Consider the following 21,376-nt stretch of genomic DNA (forward strand, 5'->3'; position numbering starts at 1 on the left):
CACGCGGGCCTTTTTTTCGCCCTTCGAACACCCCCCATCCGAGGATGACCGCGATGCCCGCCTTGCCGTTCCCGTCGCTTTCCCGTGTCCTGCATACCTCTCTCAGCGCGGCGCTGCTCGCTTGCGCCGCGCCACAGGCCATGGCCCATCCGGTCCTCCTCATTTCCATCGACGGCTTGCGCCCGGCCGACGTGCTCGACGCCAGGGCGCGCGGGCTGTCGCTGCCCCATCTCACCGAGTTCCTTGCCGACGGCAGCTATGCCCACAGCGTCGTCGGCGTCCTGCCGACGCTGACCTATCCCAGCCACACGACGCTGATCACCGGGGTTGCCCCCGCCCGGCACGGCATCGTCGCCAACACGACGTTCGATCCGTTGCACATCAACGACGACGGCTGGTTCTGGTATGCCGAGGACAACAAGGCGCAGACACTGTGGGACGCAGCCCATGCGGCCGGATTGTCGACGGCCAATGTCCACTGGCCGGTCTCGGTCGGGGTAGCCCACGTCACCTGGAACCTGCCGCAGATCTGGCGCACCGGCCATGCCGACGACCGTAAACTGGTGCGCGCACTGGCGACGCCGGGCCTTGTCAACGACCTCGAAGCCGCGCGCGGCGAAGCCTATGCCGACGGCAAGGACGAGACGCTCGCCGGGGACCGCAACCGCGCAGGCTTTGCCCGCACCCTGATCGAACGCCACGCTCCCGACTTCATCACCGTCTATTTCGCCGCGCTCGACCATGACGAGCACCATTCCGGCCCGGATACACCCGAAGCGCGCCACACGCTCGAAGGGATCGACACGCTCGTGGGCGATCTCGTCGCGACCGAGCGCCGCGCCCATCCCGATGCGGTCATCGCGGTGGTCAGCGACCACGGATTTGCCGCCGCCGATACCGCGATCAATCTCTACCACGCCTTCATCGAGGCCGGACTGGTCACGGTCGATGCCAAGGGCGCGATCACCGGATGGGAGGCAACGCCATGGGCTTGCGGCGGCTCGTTCGCCATCGTGCTGGCGCGCCCAGACGACGCCGCACTCAAGGCTCGCGTCGCGGCCCTGCTCAACAAACTGGCCGCCGATCCGGCTGCAAGGATCGCCGCCGTCGTGACCGCCGGACAAGTCGGTTTTGCCACCGGCAACCCGCCGCCGAGCTTTTTCGTCAATCTGAAAATCGGGGCGATTGCCGCGCCCTATCTCGGCAACGGCCTGCCTCTTGCGGTTCCGTCAGGCGCCTACAAGGGCATGCACGGCTATTTCCCGGCTGCGCCGGAAATGCGTTCGACGTTTCTGATTGCGGGCCCCGGCATCGCCAAGGGCCACGACCTGGGCGAGATCGACATGCGCGCGATCGCCCCGACCCTCGCCCATGAAATGGGAGCCGCCCTGCCCAATGCAGAAGCGGCTCCCCTTGATCTCACCTCTCGGGCGAAATGATCAAAGGCGCAAGCCGGCCGTTTCGGGCAGCCCGCTGATGAGGTTCAGGCTCTGCACCGCCGCCCCGCTCGCACCCTTGCCCAGGTTGTCGAGTTCGGCGACGAGGCGGGCCTGACCGCCGTCCTTGCTGGCAATGACGTGAAGACGCAGGCCGTCCCACGGTTCGGCCCCGTCGCGCATGAGGATCTCGCCGCTGTCGGGCGCATCCTCGACCACGCTGACGACCGGCGAACCGGCATAGAACGCGGCCAGCGCTTCACGCAGCGCGATCGGATCGGGATTGCCCGGAATGATCGACAACGGCAGCGGGATTTCCACGACCATGCCGCGATAGGCAGGCACGACGGCGGGAAGGAACAGCGGCTCGATCGCGAGATGGGCATAGGCCTGCATCTCGGCCAGATGCTTGTGACCGAACGCCAGACCGTATCCACGCCACGCGATCGCGGAATCGGCTTCGAACCGCTCGATCAGCGCCTTGCCGCCACCCGAATAGCCCGAAACCGCATTGCACGAATAAGGCCATGCAACGGGCAGGAGATTGGCACGGACCAGCGGCGCCAGCAACGCGATGAAGCCGGTCGGATAGCACCCCGGATTGGCAATCCGCTTGGCCTCGGCAACCGTCTCGCGCCCGACGATCTCGGGAAAGCCGTACGTCCACCCCTGCGCCACGCGATGCGCGGTCGAGGCATCGATCACCCGCGTGCGATCGTTGGCGATCAGAGCAACCGCCTCACGCGCCGCATCGTCGGGCAGGCACAGGATCACGACATCCGCGTCGTTGATCGCTTCAGCCCGGGCCGCCGCGTCCTTGCGACGATCGTTGGGCAAAGTGACCAGTGCGAATTCCTCGCGCCCGGCCAGACGTGCCGCGATTTCGAGCCCGGTAGTCCCGGCCGCTCCGTCAATGAAAACACTGGTCGTCATAGGGCCTCCAGATCGTCAAGCGCGACATAGCCGACAAAGCCGTCCTCGCCCTGCTGGCCCCAAGCCCAGGCACCGGCAATGTCGAGAACGTTGAACACGTCACCCGATGCCAAAGTGATCAGCACTTCGGCGTCGGCACCTGCCGTTCGTCGCAGTGCCGCCCCATCGGCCTTGGCCGCACGCGGCATCGGCACCGCATAATGCGGCACGAAAACGCGTCCGGCACAGCGGATATGGGCAAGATCACCGCGCACCGGACGGTGCAGCGGATCGATCTTTTCGGAGCGACCGCACAGCGGCAGCTCCCGTCCGATGATGGCGGCAAGGTCCGTGGCAGAAGTGATGTGAGCGCTCAAAGGTCCGGTGTCCCCGTAAAAACAGAGCCGGGCGCGTAATGGAATTGACGTGCCGGTTCAAGTATCGGGGTTCAAATCGCGATAACGGGCCAGCAACAGACCCCAGGCCGCACGCAGGCCGAGTGCCTCGCCACCCTTGGGCCGCCCCGGCTTTGCCACCGGTCGCCACGCGAAGGTGTCGTAATGGACCCAGTCGATCCCCTCGCCGACAAAGCGATCGAGGAACAGGGCCGCAACACTTGCCCCGGCAAAGCCGTTGGCATGGCTGTTGACGATGTCGGCAACGTCGGACTTGAGATAGTCGCGATAGTCCTCATGCAAGGGAAGGCGCCAGACCGGGTCCTCCCGCTCGCCTCCGGCCGCCGACAATTCCGCCGCCGTTGCGTCCTTGCGCGCAAAGATCGCGGGAAGATCAGGCCCCAGCGCAACCCGCGCCGCGCCGGTCAACGTAGCAAAGTCGATCACCAGTTGCGGCTCGGCTTCGCTCGCGCGGGTCAGCGCATCGCCCAGGATCAGGCGCCCTTCGGCATCGGTATTGGTGATCTCGACCGACAGCCCCTTGCGCGAGCGCAGGATGTCACCCGGTCGCATGGCATTGCCCGCAACCGCATTCTCGACCGCCGGGATCAGGAGGTGGAGTCGCACGGGAAGCGCATGGCCCATGACCAGCCGCGCCAGCGCAAGTGCATGAGCCGCGCCCCCCATGTCCTTTTTCATGAGCACCATGCCCGAACTGGGCTTGAGATCAAGGCCGCCGGTATCGAAGCAGACCCCCTTGCCCACGATGGCGACGCGCGGGTGGCGCGGATCGCCCCATTCGAGCTCGATCAGGCGGGGAGCGTGATGGCGCGAGGCCGCACGGCCGACCGCATGGACCATCGGATAATCGCGTTCGAGCGCGTCGCCCGCGATCACGTGGACTTCCGCACCAAATGCCTTGGCCAGCGAACGCGCCTCGGTTTCAAGCTGCGCCGGTCCCATGTCTTCGGCAGGCGTGTTGACCAGGTCGCGCACGAGCGAGATCGCCGCCGCTTCGGCAAGCGCGGGCTCGATCGCACGCAACTCGGAACACAGCAGGATGCGCGGTTCGGTCGCGGTACTTTCGGTGCGGTAGCGGTCGAAGCGGTATTGCGCACAGATCCAGCCGACGAGTGCGTCGCCCAACCGCGGCAACGGTCGTGCAGGAGACGCGGCAAGGCGATACGTGCCTCCCGGCAAAGCCTCTGCCAGACGGGCGAGAGCCCATGTCCCGAGCACCTCGCCCGCCTTGATTCCGAACAGGCCATACCACCCGGTACCATCAGGCACGATCGCCAGTTCACCGGGCGCGGCCTCGAATTTCTGGGCGGCAAGCGCCGCGCGCTGCCCCTCGCCCAAGGTCTTGAGAAAAGGTTCCAATCCGGCCTTGTCGAGCAGCTGGATGGAAACGGCTTTCTGCCCGCGATCGGGCTGGATCAAGGCATTTCTGTCAGTCATCGTGCGCACAGTCTTGCCCCACCGACTATCGAAGTGCGAGCGGAATTTGATGCCCCCTCGCCATATCGCACAGCCATCCCTATAGTATGGGCATGACCGAATACGTGATCGCCGACGATACCGACATCCAGCCGCGCGACGGCACCATCAAGCTCCACGGGCCTGCTGCCTTCGAGGGCATGAGCAAGGCGGGCCGACTGGCTGCCGAGATCCTCGACGCCTTGGCCCCGCTTGCCGTTCCCGGCGCCGTGACAGCCGACCTCGACGCTGTCGTGCGCGATATGACCCTTGCTGCGGGCGCGGTCCCGGCAACGCTCGGCTATCGCGGCTATACCCATTCCTGCTGCATCTCGATCAACCATGTCGTGTGCCACGGCATTCCGTCCGAACGCACGCTCAAGGACGGCGACATCGTCAATATCGACGTCACTCCCCTGCTCGACGGCTGGCACGGGGATTCGAGCCGCATGTACTTGGTCGGCGACGTGCCGCTCAAGGCCAAGCGGCTGGTCGACGTCACCTATGAATGCCTGATGATCGGGATCGAACAGGCGCGTCCTGGCGCTCGTCTGGGCGATATCGGCGCCGCGATCCAGGCCCATGCCGAACGCCAGCGGTACGGCGTGGTACGCGATTTCTGCGGCCACGGCATCGGCCGCCTCTTCCATGACTCGCCCGAAGTCATTCACGCCGCCCGCGCTGGAACCGGCCCGGAACTGCGCCCCGGCATGATCTTCACGATCGAGCCGATGATCAATCTGGGCAAGCCCGGCGTAAAGATCCTCGACGACGGCTGGACGGCGGTCACGCGCGACCGCTCGCTGTCGGCGCAGTTCGAGCATACCGTGGGCATCACCGAGGACGGCTGCGAGATTTTCACGCTGAGCCCGGCCGGACGCCACCACCCGCCCTACGCCTGATCCATCAACAGCCCCTTCGGACACGGCGTGCACAATATTTAGGCAACCCCTGCGCAAATTTTGCGCAGGATTTGTCCGCGATCGCGCAACTTGCATAATGTCCAATGGGTGGCCACCATTCCAATCTTGCCCAAACCCTGCATTTTGCGGCTTTCGCGGTGCGCAGCGATGGCCTAGGGATCGGGATCTGGGCGTGGCACGATTCTTGTTAGCATCGTCCACATTGGGACAACCGCCGGTCCGAAGTGTTAACCAGGGACCGGCTCGCAGGGGTCTGATCGAGTGAAGAAGGTCGAAGCGATCATCAAGCCCTTCAAGCTGGACGAAGTGAAGGAAGCGCTGCACGAAGTGGGCGCATCCGGCATCACCGTTACCGAAGCCAAGGGCTTCGGGCGCCAGAAGGGACATACCGAACTCTACCGTGGCGCCGAATACGTCGTCGACTTCCTGCCCAAGGTGAAGCTTGAAGTCGTCGTTGCCGACGCCCTCGTCGACCGCGTGGTCGAAGCCATCGCCCAGGCCGCGCAGACCGGCCGCATCGGCGACGGCAAGATTTTCGTCATTCCGGTCGAAAGCGCGCTGCGCATCCGCACCGGCGAACGCGACGACGACGCCATCTGAACCTTTTCGGAACCGGAGCGCGCTGCAAGGCATGTCTCCGGCTTCCTTCCACCGGCGGCCCGAGAAGACGGGGCGGCCGTCGGAACCGATCCCGAATTCCCGCCAACCTTTATAGACGAAAGCCCCGCCCGTCGGGGCAACCAGAAGGACTTGCGATGGCAACTGCTAAGGACATTGTCGCCCGGATCAATGACGAGGAGATCGAATGGGTCGATCTTCGCTTCACCGACCCCAAGGGCAAGTGGCAGCACCTGACGATGGTTGCCTCGGTGCTCGGCGAGGATGAGCTTGAAAACGGTCTGATGTTCGACGGTTCGTCGATCGAAGGCTGGAAGGCGATCAACGAATCCGACATGATCCTGAAGCCCGACCTGGACTCGGTCTATGTCGATCCGTTCTCGGCCTCGCCGATGCTGATCATCAACTGCGACATCGTCGAACCCTCGACCGGCGAACTCTACGCCCGCGACCCGCGTTCGACCGCCAAGCGCGCGGAAGCCTTCCTCAAGGCGACCGGCATCGGCGATACCATCTATGTCGGCCCGGAAGCTGAATTCTTCGTCTTCGACGACGTGCGCTTCTACGACGGCTACGACGGCAACGGCTTCAAGATCGACGACATCGAACTGCCGACCAACTCGAACCGCGTCTACGAAGTCGGCAACCTTGCCCACCGTCCGCGCGCCAAGGGCGGCTACTTCCCCGTCGCTCCGGTCGACAGCCTCGTCGACATCCGCGGCGAAATGGTCAAGACCATGCTCGAAATGGGCCTGCCCTGCGACAAGCACCACCACGAAGTCGCCTCGGCCCAGCACGAACTCGGCCTGACCTTCGGCACGCTGGTCACCACCGCCGACCGCATGCAGATCTACAAGTACGTCGTGCACCAGGTCGCACAGGCCTATGGCAAGACTGCCACGTTCATGCCCAAGCCGATCAAGGCGGACAACGGGTCGGGCATGCACACCCACATGTCGATCTGGTCGGAAGGCAAGCCGCTTTTCGCCGGTAACGGCTATGCCGGTCTTTCGGACACCTGCCTCTACTTCATCGGCGGCGTCGTGAAGCACGCGAAGGCTCTGAATGCCTTCACCAACCCGACCACCAACAGCTACAAGCGTCTGGTTCCGGGCTTCGAAGCGCCGGTGCTGCTGGCCTACTCGGCTCGCAACCGTTCGGCTTCGTGCCGCATCCCCTATGGCGCTGGCGCCAAGGCGAAGCGCGTCGAATTCCGCTTCCCCGACGCGATGGCCAACCCCTACCTCGCTTACTCGGCCCTGCTCATGGCCGGCCTCGACGGGATCAAGAACAAGATCCACCCGGGCGAAGCCATGGACAAGAACCTCTACGACCTTCCGCCGGAAGAACTGTCGCTCGTTCCCACCGTTTGCGGCTCGCTGCGCGAAGCCCTCGACGCTCTGGAAGCGGACTACGAATTCCTGCTCGAAGGCGGCGTGTTCACCAAGGACCAGATCGATGCCTACATCGAACTGAAGTGGCCGGAAGTGTCGCGTTGGGAAACGACCCCGTCGGCGGTCGAATTCGACATGTACTACAGCGCCTGATCCTGCGTCCGGGGCGCTTCGTCGCCCCGGCCTGCAAGACGGTTTCAGGAACGCCCGGCCCCTCGGTCCGGGCGTTTCTTTTTGCACTGCGCAACCATTTGGTAACGTTTGCCGTGGGTTTTCCACAGCCTCTCTACAGGCGGGATGAACGGTTGGGCGAGCACGGCGAAGCGAGCCGCCCAGGGGTTCGCGAATCCGCATAAATCCTTACGAATACGCTCATGTTGCGTTCACCCATCCTGCGCCTCGCCTCCGGTCTCGTTGCTCTTGCAACCGTTGCCGCCGTGCCCGCTCCTGCACAGGCCCGGTTGCAGTGCGTCACATATGCTCGCGCCAATTCCGACGTGCAGCTTTCGGGTAATGCCCGTGACTGGTGGGGTCACGCCGACGGCGTCTATACCCGCGGCAATGCCCCCCGCCCCGGTGCGGTCCTCGCGTTCCGCGCCAGCCACTCGATGCCGATGGGTCACGTTGCCGTTGTCAGCAAGGTGATCGACGGACGCCACATCCTGATCAGCCACGCCAACTGGTCGCGCCCCGGCATGGTCGAGCGCGGCGTCATGGCCGTCGACGTTTCCGATGCCGGTGACTGGTCGCAGGTTCGCGTGTGGTATGCGCCGACCGGCTCGCTCGGCATGCGCCCCTCGTCCGCATTCGGCTTTATCTACCCCAAGACCGAAACCGCCAGCAATGCCGGCGACCGGACTTCTGACAACGGATAATAGCGGACTCATTCAGGGTATCAGCCCTTCGCGATCCACGTTCTGGCCGTCAGGCGCTCCGCTTCGGCCAGTTGATCGACGAGAAGGTTGCGAGCCTCATTACCGGGCATCGCCTTCCAGAACAGATAGCCCTGCACCAGCCCACATCCAGCCGCCTGCACCAGTTGCAACTGGCTGTCGGTCTCGACGCCCTCGGCGACGACCTTCATCCGCAGGCTCCGTCCGAGCGAGGCGATCGTGCACAGAATCGCATGAGCATCGGTATCGCTCTCGATGTTCGAGACGAACGAGCGGTCGATCTTGATCCGTTCGAACTGGAACGAGCGCAAATAACTGAGGCTCGAATAACCGATCCCGAAGTCGTCGAGCGCGATACGGAACCCCATCGCATTGAGTTCGCCCAGCATGGTCGCGACATGTTCGGACCGGTCGAGCATCATGCCCTCGGTCACTTCGAGAACCACGCGCCGCGGGTCGATCCCGGTCTCTTCAACAAGCCCCGCCATCGTCGCCACGAAATTCCCGGCCATGATCTGCAACGGCGACAGATTGACCGAAATGTCGCAGGTCGGCCAATCGCGACATTCGGTAAAGACCCGCCGCAGCATCCAGGTCCCCAGCACCGTCATCAGCCCGCTCTGTTCGGCGATCGGTATGAACAAGTCGGGACGAATGGCTCCCCGCTCCGGGTGGTTCCAGCGCAACAGCGCCTCGACCCCGACGATCCGCTCGTCTCCGACGTTGACGATCGGCTGATAGGCCATCGTGAGCTCGTCGCGAGCGATGGCGCGGCGCAATTCGACTTCCAGTTCGGAACGAAGCTTGACGCTGGCATCCATGTCGCGCGTGAAACGCCGATAGCGCGCCCGGCCGAGCTGCTTGGCGCGGTAAAGGGCGATGTCGGCACGACGCAGCAGTTCGCCCGGGTCCTCGCTGTGCGAGGGGCCCCAGCTGATCCCACAACTGCACGTAACCTCGATCGTATGCCCCACGACCAGAAACGGCTCGCGCATCAAGGTCATGACATCCTGTCCAAAGGCGTCGGCCTGGGCTCGTCCGCCTTCGGCGCAGCGCATCAGGACGAATTCGTCGCCCCCGAACCGGGCGATGAAGTCACCTGCCGGCAGCACATGGCGCAACCGCATGGCGACCTGCCGGACAAGTTCGTCCCCGACGTGGTGCCCGAGCGCATCGTTGACCCCCTTGAACCCGTCGAGATCGAGATAGGCGACAAAGACATCCCCCCGCACTTCCCCCGCGAGATGGCGGGCCAGTTCCTCGTGCAGGCGCTGCATGTAATACATGCGGTTGGGCAGCCCCGACATCCCGTCGTGCAAGGCATTGTGACGCGCCTGTGCTTCGCTGACCAGCAATTCGCGCGTCACGCGCCACATGCGGCGCAGAATGACGCCGCCGCCAACCACGACCCCGACGAAGAACAACAACCAGACCCACAGCATCGGCGCGGCGCGGCGCAGGATGGTCGGCCCCGGGCTTTTCGCATGCCACACCAGCCAGCCCAGCCGAGCGCCGTCAACGCCAGTCAAGGGAATCGCGTTTTCAGCATGGGCAGCAGGCCCGGCGGCACTGACAACGAGATCGGACATGACCAGATTGCGCCGCATGCCAACGATCGCAGCCTGATCGAGCGGCTGCATGGTCACGAAATAGGCAGGACTACGGTTCAGCAGGCGAGCATCGAGATCGGGTACGATCGTCGCCACGGTGACCAGTTGCGGACGCCCTTCGACGCCGACCAGCCCCCCTGCCCAGCGCGGCAACATCAGCCCGTCCCGCCCGATCGGCCAGCGCACATGATCGGCCAGCGTCCGATAGCCCGCGATACTCCCGAGAACCTGTCCCGTTTGCGCGCTCCGGGCGATCAGGGCTTCGACCGACCAACGGACCTGCTGGTAACTGCTGTCTCCCGTCGGGACGCCGTCTTTCCACGAGCGCAGCAGGCGACCGTCCGACGCAACCAGAAAGGAACGATGTTTCTCGTGCGATTCCAGCGAATAGTCGCCAAACTCACGGTCGAGCCAGGGACTGTCCAGAAGCTGGGCATGGATGACGGCATCGTCCCATTTGAAGAGGCCACTGTTCTCCACCGCCTCGCTTTCAAGCGAGCGCATGAGGAACCGCTGAACAAGCTGGCGCTCGTCGGAACGGACCAGGTCGTCGGCCCCGTCGATGGCGTGCTTGAGCGCACCGATGAGGATGAGTGAGAGCGCAACAAGGCCGAAAAACGTCGCAAGAGCGACCCAACCGGTTCGTACCCCGGTCGCGATCTGCCGTTCGGCATCATAGGATTTCCGAGCTGCGAACCCCATGCCTGCAGACTTGCATGAATTTGACAAACAAACAGTTAGCGTCGGCTAACAAGCTCCACCACTTCAACCATCCGATCGGCTGTAAATCCGCCGTTTTTTCAAGCGATACTGACCCTTTGACGGCCACCGGCAGGACAGCGCGCTTCGCCCCGAAAATAAAGTTGCATACCGCAACCAATCTTGCATTTTCCGGCGAGGGCTTCACACTGTCGGACAATGAGGCAATCAGGAGCACACTGATGCCCACGCCTTTGGAGGAACCATGCGCGAACTGTTGAAACACTATATCGATGGCCATTGGGTGGAGAGCGAAGGCGGTCGCCGTTACGAGGTGATCAATCCGGCCACCGAAGAACCCTGCGCCGCGATCACGCTCGGCAGCCAGGCCGATGTTAACAAGGCCGTCGCCGCCGCCCGCAAGGCTTTCGTCAGCTACAGCCAGACCACGCTCGACGAGCGCAAGGCCTTGCTGGCGCGGATCATCGCCGAATACAAGAAGCGCATCCCCGACCTTGCCAAAGTCATCAGCGAGGAAATGGGCGCGCCCATCAGCTTTGCCGCGACCGCCCAGGTCGGCGCCGGGATCAGCTATCTGCTCGGCACGCTCGAAGCGGTCGACGATTTCGAATGGGAAGAACCGGTAGTCGGCGCGCCCAATGCCCGGATCGTCTATGAACCCATCGGCGTGGTCGCGGCGATCACCCCGTGGAACTGGCCGCTCAACCAGATCTGCGCCAAAGTCGCACCCTGCATCCTGGCCGGTAACACCGTGGTATTGAAGCCTTCGGAAGAATGTCCGTCGAATGCGGCCATCTTCGCGGAAATCCTCGACGCAGCGGGCGTTCCGGCAGGCGTGTTCAATCTCGTCCAGGGCGACGGCCTGGGCGTCGGCGTAGCGCTGACCACGCATCTCGACGTCGACATGGTAAGCTTCACCGGATCGACCCGCGCGGGCATCCAGATCGCCAAGAACGCCGCTGACACGGTCAAGCGCGTGCATCAGGAATTGGGCGGCAAGTCGCCCAATCTGGTTCTGGAAGACGCCGATTTTGCCGCGAACCTGCCCGGAACGCTGCAAGGGGTCGTGGCCAATACCGGCCAGAGCTGCATCGCGCCCACGCGCCTGCTGGTGCCGACCGCACGCAAGGCCGAAGCCGAAGCTTTCGTTCGCGATTATTTCGCCGCAGTCAAAGTCGGCAGCCCCGCCGAGGAAGGCGCGCATATCGGCCCGGTCGTCAACAAGGCGCAGTGGTCCAAGGTGCAGGGCCTGATCGAAAAGTCGATCGAGGAAGGCGCAAGCCTGCTGCAAGGCGGCCCCGGCCTGCCCGACAGCGTCAATCGCGGCTATTTCATCCGTCCGACTGTCTTTTCCGACGTGACGCCCGACATGACCATTTTCCACGAGGAAACCTTCGGCCCGGTGGCGACGATCACCACCTACGACACGCTCGAAGAAGGGATCGAACTGGCCAATCGCACCAGCTACGGCCTCTCGGCGACGGTCACCGGCAATCCGGAAACGGCCAAGGGCATCGTCGGCAAGCTGCGTGCAGGCCTTGTCGCGGTGAACCAGTGGGGCGGCGTCAAGGGCGGCGCCTTTGGCGGCTACAAGCAGTCGGGCAACGGCCGCGAGGGCGGTCGCCACGGGCTCAAGGACTTCATGGAAATCAAGACGATCGTGATCGCCTGAACGACAGGGAAAAACACGACAGGTAAAAACGGACGATGCCGGGGTCCTGCCCCGGCATCGTTCCACCTGTCAGGATTTCAAAAGATCAGCCCGCCTTGACGCTGGCAAGACTGTCCTGCTCTCCACGCCGGAACCAGCCTGCACGGCGGCGGCGGCGCCAGGCTTCGGACAAGGCCTGCGGATAAACTTCGTTGAACAGGCGTTCGAACGTCCGCTCCCACGCATAGTGGGACGACACATGGGCGCGCGCGAGACGTCCGGTTGCCGCGCAATCGCCTTGCCAGACCTGCATGACGGCATGGGCCATGGCTTCGACATCGTCGAGCGGGACCAGCTTGCCGAGCCCCGGCAAGACACGCTGCACCATTGCGCCGGACGCGAAACCGACCACCGGCAAACCGCAGGCCTGTGCTTCCAGCACCGACAATCCGAATGTCTCGTCGGCCATTGCCGAGACATAGATGTCCGCAGAAGCGAGCAGGCGCGCCAGTTCATGACGGTTGGCGCAATAACCGGGCAAGGCGATCGGCAGGCCTTGCGCTGCTTCCGCCATGGAAGCCCGCAACTTTCCGTCGCCGACCAAAACCATGGCCGCACCCAGTTCGGGGGGCAGAAGACGGAACATCGACAGCAGGCGATCGGCCCGCTTTTCATTGTCTATGCGTCCCGCATAGATCAGCAGCGGACCATCGCCGGGAGGAAGGCCGAGTTCGGCCCGCAGACCGGGATCGCGACGCTCGGGATGGAAAATCCGCGCATCAACCCCCAGCGACAAGACGTCCACATGGGGCACGCGATACCCGGCAAGGACCGAACGCATGTCCTGCCCCAGCGTGTAGACGCGATCGAATTCGCGATAGGTCATTTCGGCATAGCTTGCCGAAAGCCGCCGCAGTCCTCCGGCCACGAAATCGCCGAACAGCGCCGAGCCTACGCGATGGACGTGAGTATTGGGGAAATCGGTGTGGTACCCGGCCACCAATGCGGTTTCGGGATGCGCGCGACGATAGTTGATCGCGGTCCACGGCAAGACCCACGGGCACTGCGATTCAATGACTTGCGGGCGATAGCGTTCGAGCACTTCGCGCACGGCCGAAGTCCTCAGGATGAAACGATAATTCGGGCTTCCCCGCACCTTTCCCGCGCGGATTTCAACCCAGATGTGGCGACCATGCTCGATGACGCGATCCTCGGATCCGGGCACGATCTGCAACAGCTTCAGGTCGGTATGGGACAGTACATAATCCCGCTTCTCGCGCAGATAGGTACCGATACCGCCGCCCCCGAGGGGGGCATAGCTTTGAGTGAGGTCACAGATTGGGCGCCCAGGGTCAACGTTTTTCACCATAGTAGTACAACCCCGATGGTATGACATGTTGGTGACGCAGGAACGTGAACTTTTGTAATTTTTGGTGTCACATCACCGTCACCCGATGCATGGAGATCCGCGAGGCCCGGTGGCGCAATCATCGCTCAATAATCCTTGCTGACCTTGAGGTTTATCGATTCGTCGTCAATCGTCGAAACCGTCGCCAGCAAGGCTATCCAGCGAGTCAGACGAAATTCGATCGAGCTGGCGCTATAGCCGCGACCGTCGGTCACAAGCTCCACGTAAAAACGTCGACCAAGGTATTTTCCGACAGCCAGCGAAGTTCCGCGACCGGTGGTCGTATCCGCGCTGATCACGCGCAGGCGATCGAGCCCGATCGCGCCGCGCAGCTTGTTGATCGGATCGAGCCCGCCTCCACCGCGCAGCGACGCCAGTGCGGCCGCCAGTTGCACGGCTTCCGGTGCCGAAATCTGGGTGATCGAGCTGCCGAACAGAATGCGGCTGAGCAATTCCTCTTCGGGAAGCGACGGCGTAGAGGAGAACGTGATCGAAGGTTTGAGCGCCGATCCGGCAATGCTGATCGTCGCGGTGACGCTGTTGGCGTCCCCGGTCGCAACGATGTCCAGCTGGGGATCGATCGGCACCTCTCCAGTGAAACGGATGCGCCCGCGCGACAGGTCGAACCGCTTGCCTGCAAATTCGTAACTGCCCCGGATCACTTCGGCCGAACCGAATATCTGCGGATTTGCGGTATCGCCCCGAATTCGCACGTCACCAGACCATTCACTTTCCAGACCCATACCTCGAACGTCGATGCGGTTCGAACCCTTCGCGTCGATCAACAATTTCCATGGCTGGTTACGTGGGCGTGACGGCGGCGTATCCACCGGGGCGTTCCGTTCGGTCACCGCGATCGTGGGCAAAGTCTGGCTCGCACTGGTACGCCCCAGCGCCCAGCGCGCATTCTCTATCTGCAGGCGTCCGGCGACCGTGCCGCCGTGGCCATCCGAAACGATCCGTACCGGTCCGCTGATCGTGCCGCCCATTTCGGGCCGGTTGATCAACTCGGCATTGACCGCCCCCAACCGCAGATCGATCCGCGGCCCCCGGGTCGAGACATCGCTGAGATCGACCGAGCCGCTGCCGACGATCCGACCGCCGTTGGGCGTCGTTCCGGCAAAGTGCGCGAGCGAAAGATGTGACGCGTTGAAGCTGCCGGAAAGGTCGATGTTCTTGATGTCCGATCCGCTGACTGCGCTCTGGGCACGCAGTCCGTGGCTGGCCACAGCCCCCGAGATCTGCGGATTGTCGAGGTTCCCGCTGATGTCGGCGGCAATCCCGACCGGTCCGGTCAAGTCGAAGGCGTCGATTGCCGCCATGCGCCACAAGGCATCGGCGGGTCCGGCATAGCGCAATTGCGCGCGCAAGGCCCCTGCACGAATGCGGTCGAGCATGGTCCCGCCACGAGGCAGGTCGGAAATGAGCGCCTGAAGACGGCCACGCAAGGCGGTGCCGTCCTTGGCAACGGCACGCGCCTGCAACGAATTGGCATCGAGCGAAGCAACCAAGGCGAGATCGAGCGGACGCGAACTGAGCACCAGCCCGGATCGGCTCACCCCCTTGATCTGAAGCGCCGCGTGCCCCGACGGGCGCCCGGTATGATCGTTGCGATAGTCGATCTGCCCAGACACGAGCCCGCCCATGCCAAGGTCCGCGTAGACGATGTCGAGAACCGAGAGCGGCATCCGCGATACCGCCAGATGAAGATCGGTCGGCCCACCGCCGAAATGCCCCTCAGCAATGACCGCACTGCTACCGAAACTGATCTGGCTCGGTTCGAGCCGCCAGCCCGCGCCTTCGCGCTCGAAAATGGCGCGGCGTGGCATTGAGATCGTGGTCCCCGCGTAATCGCCCGCGACAAAGACTATGACCTTGTCGGACGCGAACGCCGCTGTCCCCTGCAAGGCAAAGCGGGTACCACGGCGCCCTGCCAGAGAAGCCGTGACCGACCCTGTGCCGTTGACCACTGCCGCATCGGCGATCAGGCGCCCGATGAAGAAGTTTCCGACCGAGATCCCCTGCGCTTTCAAAGATCCTTCGAGCGTGGTGTTGTCATTGGAAAACAGCCCGTTGGCCGTAATATTGGCCTGCGCTATCGAAATCGGACGATCCCCACCGAACTTCGCTGCCCGGGCATTGATCGTCGCCTCGACCGCTTGGCCGCCGACGCCCACGCCGCCAGTGCGCCCGGCAAGACGAATGGTCCCGTCAAGGCCTCCGCCAGCAAGTGCCAGATCCCCGTCCAGACCGTTGTCCCCCAAGGTCAGCGTCCCGGTCAGACGTGTATCATAGACGCGCACATCCGTCAGCGTGATCCGCGTCGGAGTGTTGGTCGGGGCATCCTTGGGAGCAAGAATGTCGACCGTCGCGGTCAGCGGCCCGAGGCGCGAATCCCCCTTGCCCACCACACGATACCCGCCCGGCGCAGTCGCGAGCGTCAAAGTGACATTGCGAATACCGACGGCCGGAACCGGATTGGCAAGGTGCATCTCTCCACTCGTCCCATGTCCGCCGAACATCGCCTTGGCATCGAAAGCCCCGTATTCGGCGTGACGTCCGGTCAAATCGAGCTGGAACCGCTTGTCGTCGCCATAGGTCGCATTCCCCATGATCGTCGCGCGCTGGGATTCGATCCGAACGCCGGTCAGGCGCAGAGGGATCGTTCCCCCACCCCAGTGGAGACCGCCTGTCACTTTCGCCTTTGGTCCCAGGAGGCTTGTTGCACCGCCGCTTTCGAACCGGCTGACCGTACCGCCGTAATTGGCAGCCATCATCCACGGCAAGCCGCGTGCGAACGTCACCACCAGCTTGCCGGTCGCATCGAATACGCCGAATTTGGGAACGACCAGTCCATGACTGTCGATCCGCCCTGCAAGAGCGTAACCGCCGCGCCCGGTATCACCCTTGAGCGCGAAGTTGCCGTCGAGCTGATGCGCCTTCACGCGCCAGCCGTCGCCCGAAAGACGCCCGTTGCCATACGTCAGCGTGCCGTCGAGGGTGGTTCCCGCCAGATGCCGGTCGAGCCAGGGATTGTCGGTATCGATCCGCGCCGCGCTCACCGCCAAAGGCAGCGTCAGCCGCCCGCCGCGCCAATGCGCCACGCCCGAGGTATGCATCTGATCGAAACGTGCAGCCTTGGTCACGAGCCGTGTCAGGGTAAGATCGTGACGAACGGCCAGATCCGTGAACGGTCCGTTGAGCGAAGCCTTGAGCACGGCCTGCCCCGGCTGAACCACATCGACAAAATCGACGGGAAGCAAGTCCGGACGATCGAGGCGCAAGGTCAGCGCAAAATCGTCGGCGCGGTTGCGGGCCAGATCGAGCGCACCTTTTGCATCGAACCGCAGCAGTGCGTTGTGTGCGTGGAACGTACCGTCAAGGCGACTGGCCGCGAACGTCCCGTTCCACCGCACGGCCACTCGATCGCCCGCCAGTTGCGCAAGGGCACCGTGCGACGCGGTCTGGGGGCGGACAAGCCCGAGCAGGCTGTACGTTCCGGAGCGATTATCGAGCACCGCGCCCGCAAGGCGCCGTCCATCGACATAAGCCGCCCCCCAGCCGTGCCATTGCGAGAAGTGGCCCGAACCCCCGACCCGCGCGACGATGGCACGATGCACCCCGGTCAGCCCGGCCAGAACGCCATCCTTGGGCGCGCGATAATCGAGATCGAGCACGAAGCGGTCGCGGTCGGGCTCACTGTCGAGATGAAGCGCCAGCCTGTCCTTGCCGCCGAGCTTGCCGCCCAGCCGGACTTTGACACGCCCGCCATGCACGTCGGCACTGGCGACGAAATCGATCTTCCGCCGCGCTCCGGCAAGACCCGGGGCAACCGTCAGTCCATCGACGGCAAAGCGGTCGATGCGGATGTCGAAATCGGGCAGGATCGGCGAATTGGGATCGCCCGGATTAAGATGTGGCGCCCGCAGCAGCAGGCCGCGATGCAAGGCCAGCGTGCGAATGTCGAGGCCACCGCCGCCCCACCCCAGCACGAGCCGGATCGCGGGAAGCGGCCGCCAGTCGAGTTCCGCATCGGGCACTTTCATGAAGCGGCCATGCGGATCAGCCAGCACGATGTCGTGCAACTGCGACCGGCCGAACAGCGATCCTTCGATCCGGCCGATATGAATGACCAGACCGCTCTGCAATTTCAGCGCGGCGACCCGGTCGGTAATCAGGCGATGGCCGAGCGCGGAATCGAGCACGGCAAGGCCGAGCAGCATGATCCCCGCCAGCCCGAACAGGGTGAGCGCGATCCGCCGGCTCCATGTCGCCACGAAACCACGCTGCGGCGGAACAGCCGCGACGCCTCCTTCCGCCGGGGGAACGATGTCGTTCTCCTCCGCCATCAGAAAGCCTGCCCCAGAGCCACATAGACCCCGATGCGGTTGTCACCTGGCGAAGGATTGAGCGGCGTGCCGACGTCGAGACGGATCGGGCCGAAAGGAGTCTTGTAACGCACGCCGATCCCCGCGCCGATCTTGGCGCCCTTCATCGTCGGGGTCGACGTGCTGCCCGCCATGCCGGCATCCACGAAGGGAACGATACTGAACCCACCGCCGAAAATGCCGGTCTTGATCCGCGCCTCGAGCGAGAACTCGCTGAGCGACAGGGCCCCGACGGGCGTTCCGGTCGAATCCTTGGGCCCCACCGACTGATAGCCGAACCCGCGGATCGAGGCGCCGCCGCCCGCATAGAACCGGCGCGAGGGCGCGATGTTGTCGATCACGGTGCCCCGGATCGTCCCGATCCGGGTGCGTGCGGCCAGCACGACGCCGCTCGTCACGTGCTGGTACACGCTGGCATCGAATTGTGATTTCACATAAGTCGACTTCGGTCCGTCCTGCACCGAGATTTCGGGTGAGACCGCCAGTGCGATGCGAAACCCCTTGGTCGGATCGAGCAGGTTGTCGCTGCGGTCGAACGACACTTTTCCCGGCAAGGCACCGATGAAATAGGTCGTGCGAGCCGTCCCCGCTGCCGACCCTGCGGCAAGTTCGCTCGTCGCCAGCACTTCAACCCCGAGCGAATAGGACCAAGCCTTCTGGAAAATAAGCGTGGTCTGCTTGGCAATGCTCGCCGCAGCCGACACGATATGGGCATTGTACGCGTCGGTATCCTGGGTCTGGGCATAGAGATCGACATTGAGCGCCTGATCCCGGGCCAGAAAATTGCTGCGTCGGAAGGTGACCCCGGCAAGTTGTTCGCGCGTGCCCAGCACCGCGCGGAACCGCAGCATCCCTTCGGGCGGAAAGAAATTGCGGTCTTCCCAGCTCGCTTCGAGCCGGAACCCTTCCCCGCTCGACTGGCCGATCTGCCCGGCGATGGTGTGCTGCGGACCCTTGGCAAGCTTTACGTCGATATCCGCGACACCCGGGCTGGTTGCCGTGGGCGCAACCACTTCGCGCGGGGTGATCTTGACCGAGCCGACAAATCCGGTGGCCAGTACCGCCTGACGGAAATCGTCGATCAGGCGGTGGTCGAATGTCCGTCCCGGCCGGAAACGGGCAATCCGCTGCAAATGGCGCGCATTGATGAAACGCGGCATCGAACTGGTGACTTGCCCGAAAACATATTTGCCACCGGTCGCGGTCGGAATCGTCAGATCCGCCAGATGGGTCTCGTGATCGACACTGAGCGCCGCGTCATCGACTTTGGCAAAAGCATAGCCGATCGTTCCGAGCTTATCGATCAGACGGTCGCGGGCGGCCTGAATCGATTCGGTATTGGCCGGATCCCCGGTCTTGAGGGCAAATGCCGCCAGGATCTGCTGCGCATCGGGAACATGGTTGATGTTACCGATATCAAGCTCGCCGATCTGATACCGCATACCCGGCACGATCTCGAACCGCACCACGACTTTGCCTGCGGCCGACTTGGTGGGGTCGTTGGCTGCCGCCGAGGCAACGCCGTCGTCAAGCCCCGGCATCGACTGACTGATCTCGGCATCATAATAGCCGTAAAGGTGCAGGACCTGCAGCAGGACGGCACTGTCTTCCCGCGCCCGGCGCGAGATCTGGGCGAGGTTGTCGCTGCTCTTGTCGAGCGCGCGCAGTGACGACAGGGCCGCGAAACGGTCGGTCAGGTCATCGGCTTCGGGAATGACCGCGTCGCGCGGGAACGCGAGTTCGACACCTGTCCCCACATGTTCGATCACCGCGTCGGCCCCGAACGGACCGCGCCATCCGCCACGCGGGAGCGCGATATCGAGCGCCTCGCTGGCCTCGCGCGCGACCGATTCTGCGTCGCTGATGTCGGGGTCGGGCGCGAGCTGCTGAACCGGAGGCAAGTCGGTCGTGTCCGGCCAGGGAATGGTGATGCCGGGAAAGGTCTCGGGTGCCTGTGCCCCTTTCACGGCTTCCGACTTCTGCACCTCGGTCGGCGGTGTCGTCGCCGTCGTGGCGCCCGTCCCGTCAAGCCCCGCCCCATCAAGCGAACTCACCGACGGCAAAGTGGACGGATCAGGAGCCTGCTTTGCCGCATCGGTGTCGAGCGCCCAGAGTTCAGGATCCTTCACCGCCGCATCGGGGATCAGGTCATTGAGCGCGGCATCGGACGAGGGAGCCGGGGCTGAAGGCTGGGCAATGGATTGGCCGCCAGGTTGAACCGATGTTGCAGCCGCCGAAGTCGCAACAGGGGTTTGCCCCGTTGTTACTGCCTGCCCCGTTACTGCCTGCCCCGTTGCCGCCTCAGTCGTTGCACTCTGCGTCGCTGCCGTCTGGGCCAAAGCCCCGATCGGGATCAGCGCCATCCCGGCAAGACAGCCTGGAACGAGCAGGACCACTCCACGCACTACCGCCGCGAGCCCATCGAGGCCGAGCGGCACGCGGCCGTCAAACGCGGACGAGACCTGCCGAAGCGAGACCATCCTTGTTGAGCCCGCCGGTGCTGTTACCGTCGGTATCGATCCCGGCTGCGGCAAGCAGTTCTGCGCGGGAGAGCACGGACGCCCGGTCGATGGCGTGGGCTTGTTCATCGGGATCGAAACGCACCCAACCGTCACGGTCGAGCCGCTCCATCGGCCGGAAGCGGACCTTGTACTGCATCCGTGCCGATCCCTCGACCCAATAGCCGAGATAGACATAAGGGAGCCCGCCCCGCGCCGCATGCCGGATGTGATCAAGAATGATGAACGTGCCAAGCCCGGTCCGCGTCGGATGGTGGGGGTCGTAGAAACTGTAAACCATAGAAAGCCCATCCCCCTGACGATCGGTCAGGCAAGCCCCGACCAAGCGCCCCGGAGTGCCATCGGCATTGGGCTCCCTGTACTCGATCACATAACTTGTAACGGGCGTATGTTCCACCATGTCGGCAAAATCGACTTCATCCATCGCCGCCATGCCCCCGCCGGGGTGCCGAACGGCGAGATAAGCCTGCAACAGCTCGTACTGTTCGGGTGTCGACCATGGCTTGCTCAGCGTGACGACAAGGTCGTCATTCTGACGCAAGGTCTTGCGCTGGCTGGACGAAGGCGTGAACTCGCCCGCAACCACCCGCACGGAAACGCAGGCCGTGCACCCGACGCAACTGGGGCGATAGGCAACCGTCTGGCTGCGGCGAAACCCGATGCGGCTCAGCGCGTCGTTAAGGTCGTCCGCGTTCTCACCCTTGAGTTCGGTAAACACCTTCCGCTCGGTGCGGCCCGGCAAATAGGGGCACGGCATCGGGCTGGTGACGAAGAAGCGAGGAAAACGAACCGGTGCGCTCACGACCCTGACCATCTTTTCTTGAAGAAGCGTCCTGTGCCGCGCCCGACTTGCACATACCCTTGTTGAAGGGCCTGCGACATGTCGAACCGACCGCCCGACAATGCCCCAGCCCGCCTTGCGGTTAAAGGCCGTTAACTGCATTTCGCCTCGAAAGACGAGCTATCGACGCATTTGATGATGCTGTTTTTCGCGAAAGCCGACGCACTGTCCCGAGACAGGACACCCCCGCCC

General features: G+C 63.8%; 14 protein-coding genes. 6 read left to right on the top strand and 8 right to left on the bottom strand.

Translation table 11 applies throughout. The features are described from left to right. The first annotated feature begins 44 nt into the window (after window positions 1-44). Window positions 45-1,439: an alkaline phosphatase family protein gene (locus Y88_RS17330; protein ID WP_008071609.1), complete on the top strand. Its 1,395-nt coding sequence runs from the start codon at window positions 45-47 to the stop codon at window positions 1,437-1,439. Here Y88_RS17330 and argC read toward each other — a convergent pair whose 3' ends face one another. From argC to Y88_RS17345, 3 genes are read right to left on the bottom strand one after another with little or no spacing between them, the layout of a single operon-like run. Then, complete coding sequence (gene argC / locus Y88_RS17335) at window positions 1,440-2,369, bottom strand: N-acetyl-gamma-glutamyl-phosphate reductase (RefSeq protein ID WP_008071611.1); 930 nt, start codon at window positions 2,367-2,369, stop codon at window positions 1,440-1,442. Continuing rightward, window positions 2,366-2,725, bottom strand: a complete 360-nt coding sequence (locus Y88_RS17340) for an SH3 domain-containing protein (protein WP_008071620.1) — start codon at window positions 2,723-2,725, stop codon at window positions 2,366-2,368. The genes argC and Y88_RS17340 overlap by 4 nt, the downstream gene beginning before the upstream one ends. Window positions 2,726-2,782: 57 nt before the next feature. Beyond that, a complete protein-coding gene (locus Y88_RS17345) occupies window positions 2,783-4,201 on the bottom strand; it encodes a leucyl aminopeptidase family protein (protein WP_026166894.1) in 1,419 nt (472 codons plus the stop codon). A gap of 86 nt (window positions 4,202-4,287) precedes the next feature. On the opposite strand from Y88_RS17345, the gene map reads away from it, so the two are divergent. The 4 genes from map to Y88_RS17365 all read left to right on the top strand — a co-directional run bounded on the left by map (window position 4,288) and on the right by Y88_RS17365 (window position 8,029). Beyond that, a complete protein-coding gene (gene map, locus Y88_RS17350; RefSeq protein WP_008071623.1) occupies window positions 4,288-5,121 on the top strand; it encodes a type I methionyl aminopeptidase in 834 nt (277 codons plus the stop codon). A gap of 282 nt (window positions 5,122-5,403) precedes the next feature. Next, the gene (locus Y88_RS17355; protein WP_008071625.1) at window positions 5,404-5,742 is read left to right on the top strand and encodes a P-II family nitrogen regulator; all 339 of its coding nucleotides are present in this window, start codon (window positions 5,404-5,406) and stop codon (window positions 5,740-5,742) included. A 155-nt stretch (window positions 5,743-5,897) separates the two neighbouring features. Further along, window positions 5,898-7,307, top strand: coding sequence for a type I glutamate--ammonia ligase (glnA, locus tag Y88_RS17360; protein WP_008071627.1), 1,410 nt, complete (start codon window positions 5,898-5,900; stop codon window positions 7,305-7,307). 221 nt (window positions 7,308-7,528) lie between these two features. Further along, window positions 7,529-8,029, top strand: a complete 501-nt coding sequence (locus Y88_RS17365) for a CHAP domain-containing protein (RefSeq protein WP_008071629.1) — start codon at window positions 7,529-7,531, stop codon at window positions 8,027-8,029. Between the two features lie 20 nt (window positions 8,030-8,049). On the opposite strand, the gene Y88_RS17370 is transcribed toward Y88_RS17365, so the two are convergent. Next, complete coding sequence (locus Y88_RS17370) at window positions 8,050-10,359, bottom strand: EAL domain-containing protein (RefSeq protein ID WP_008071631.1); 2,310 nt, start codon at window positions 10,357-10,359, stop codon at window positions 8,050-8,052. 262 nt (window positions 10,360-10,621) lie between these two features. On the opposite strand from Y88_RS17370, the gene Y88_RS17375 reads away from it, so the two are divergent. Beyond that, complete coding sequence (locus Y88_RS17375; RefSeq protein WP_008071635.1) at window positions 10,622-12,049, top strand: aldehyde dehydrogenase family protein; 1,428 nt, start codon at window positions 10,622-10,624, stop codon at window positions 12,047-12,049. Between the two features lie 85 nt (window positions 12,050-12,134). On the opposite strand, the gene Y88_RS17380 is transcribed toward Y88_RS17375, so the two are convergent. The 4 genes from Y88_RS17380 to Y88_RS17395 all read right to left on the bottom strand — a co-directional run bounded on the left by Y88_RS17380 (window position 12,135) and on the right by Y88_RS17395 (window position 21,145). Next, window positions 12,135-13,397, bottom strand: coding sequence for a glycosyltransferase (locus Y88_RS17380; protein ID WP_018075592.1), 1,263 nt, complete (start codon window positions 13,395-13,397; stop codon window positions 12,135-12,137). Between the two features lie 125 nt (window positions 13,398-13,522). After that, window positions 13,523-17,785 (bottom strand): translocation/assembly module TamB domain-containing protein, encoded by a 4,263-nt coding sequence (locus Y88_RS17385; protein ID WP_008071639.1) that lies wholly within the window; start codon window positions 17,783-17,785, stop codon window positions 13,523-13,525. Beyond that, window positions 17,785-20,304, bottom strand: coding sequence for an autotransporter assembly complex protein TamA (locus tag Y88_RS17390; protein ID WP_018075591.1), 2,520 nt, complete (start codon window positions 20,302-20,304; stop codon window positions 17,785-17,787). Before Y88_RS17390 ends, Y88_RS17385 begins: the two co-directional genes overlap by 1 nt. Beyond that, a complete protein-coding gene (locus Y88_RS17395) occupies window positions 20,270-21,145 on the bottom strand; it encodes an arginyltransferase (protein WP_008071645.1) in 876 nt (291 codons plus the stop codon). Before Y88_RS17395 ends, Y88_RS17390 begins: the two co-directional genes overlap by 35 nt. Window positions 21,146-21,376: the final 231 nt, after the last annotated feature.

It is taken from the genome of Novosphingobium nitrogenifigens DSM 19370 (genome assembly GCF_000192575.1).
Taxonomy (GTDB): domain Bacteria; phylum Pseudomonadota; class Alphaproteobacteria; order Sphingomonadales; family Sphingomonadaceae; genus Novosphingobium; species Novosphingobium nitrogenifigens.

Coding starts and splice junctions, on each gene's coding strand:
- argC (WP_008071611.1), bottom strand. CDS start 2,369: ATGACGACCAGTGTTTTCATTGACGGAGCGGCCGGGACTACCGGGCTC.
- map (WP_008071623.1), top strand. CDS start 4,288: ATGGGCATGACCGAATACGTGATCGCCGACGATACCGACATCCAGCCG.
- Y88_RS17330 (WP_008071609.1), top strand. CDS start 45: ATGACCGCGATGCCCGCCTTGCCGTTCCCGTCGCTTTCCCGTGTCCTG.
- glnA (WP_008071627.1), top strand. CDS start 5,898: ATGGCAACTGCTAAGGACATTGTCGCCCGGATCAATGACGAGGAGATC.
- Y88_RS17345 (WP_026166894.1), bottom strand. CDS start 4,201: ATGACTGACAGAAATGCCTTGATCCAGCCCGATCGCGGGCAGAAAGCC.
- Y88_RS17380 (WP_018075592.1), bottom strand. CDS start 13,397: ATGGTGAAAAACGTTGACCCTGGGCGCCCAATCTGTGACCTCACTCAA.
- Y88_RS17390 (WP_018075591.1), bottom strand. CDS start 20,304: ATGGTCTCGCTTCGGCAGGTCTCGTCCGCGTTTGACGGCCGCGTGCCG.
- Y88_RS17370 (WP_008071631.1), bottom strand. CDS start 10,359: ATGGGGTTCGCAGCTCGGAAATCCTATGATGCCGAACGGCAGATCGCG.
- Y88_RS17375 (WP_008071635.1), top strand. CDS start 10,622: ATGCGCGAACTGTTGAAACACTATATCGATGGCCATTGGGTGGAGAGC.
- Y88_RS17365 (WP_008071629.1), top strand. CDS start 7,529: ATGTTGCGTTCACCCATCCTGCGCCTCGCCTCCGGTCTCGTTGCTCTT.
- Y88_RS17385 (WP_008071639.1), bottom strand. CDS start 17,785: ATGGCGGAGGAGAACGACATCGTTCCCCCGGCGGAAGGAGGCGTCGCG.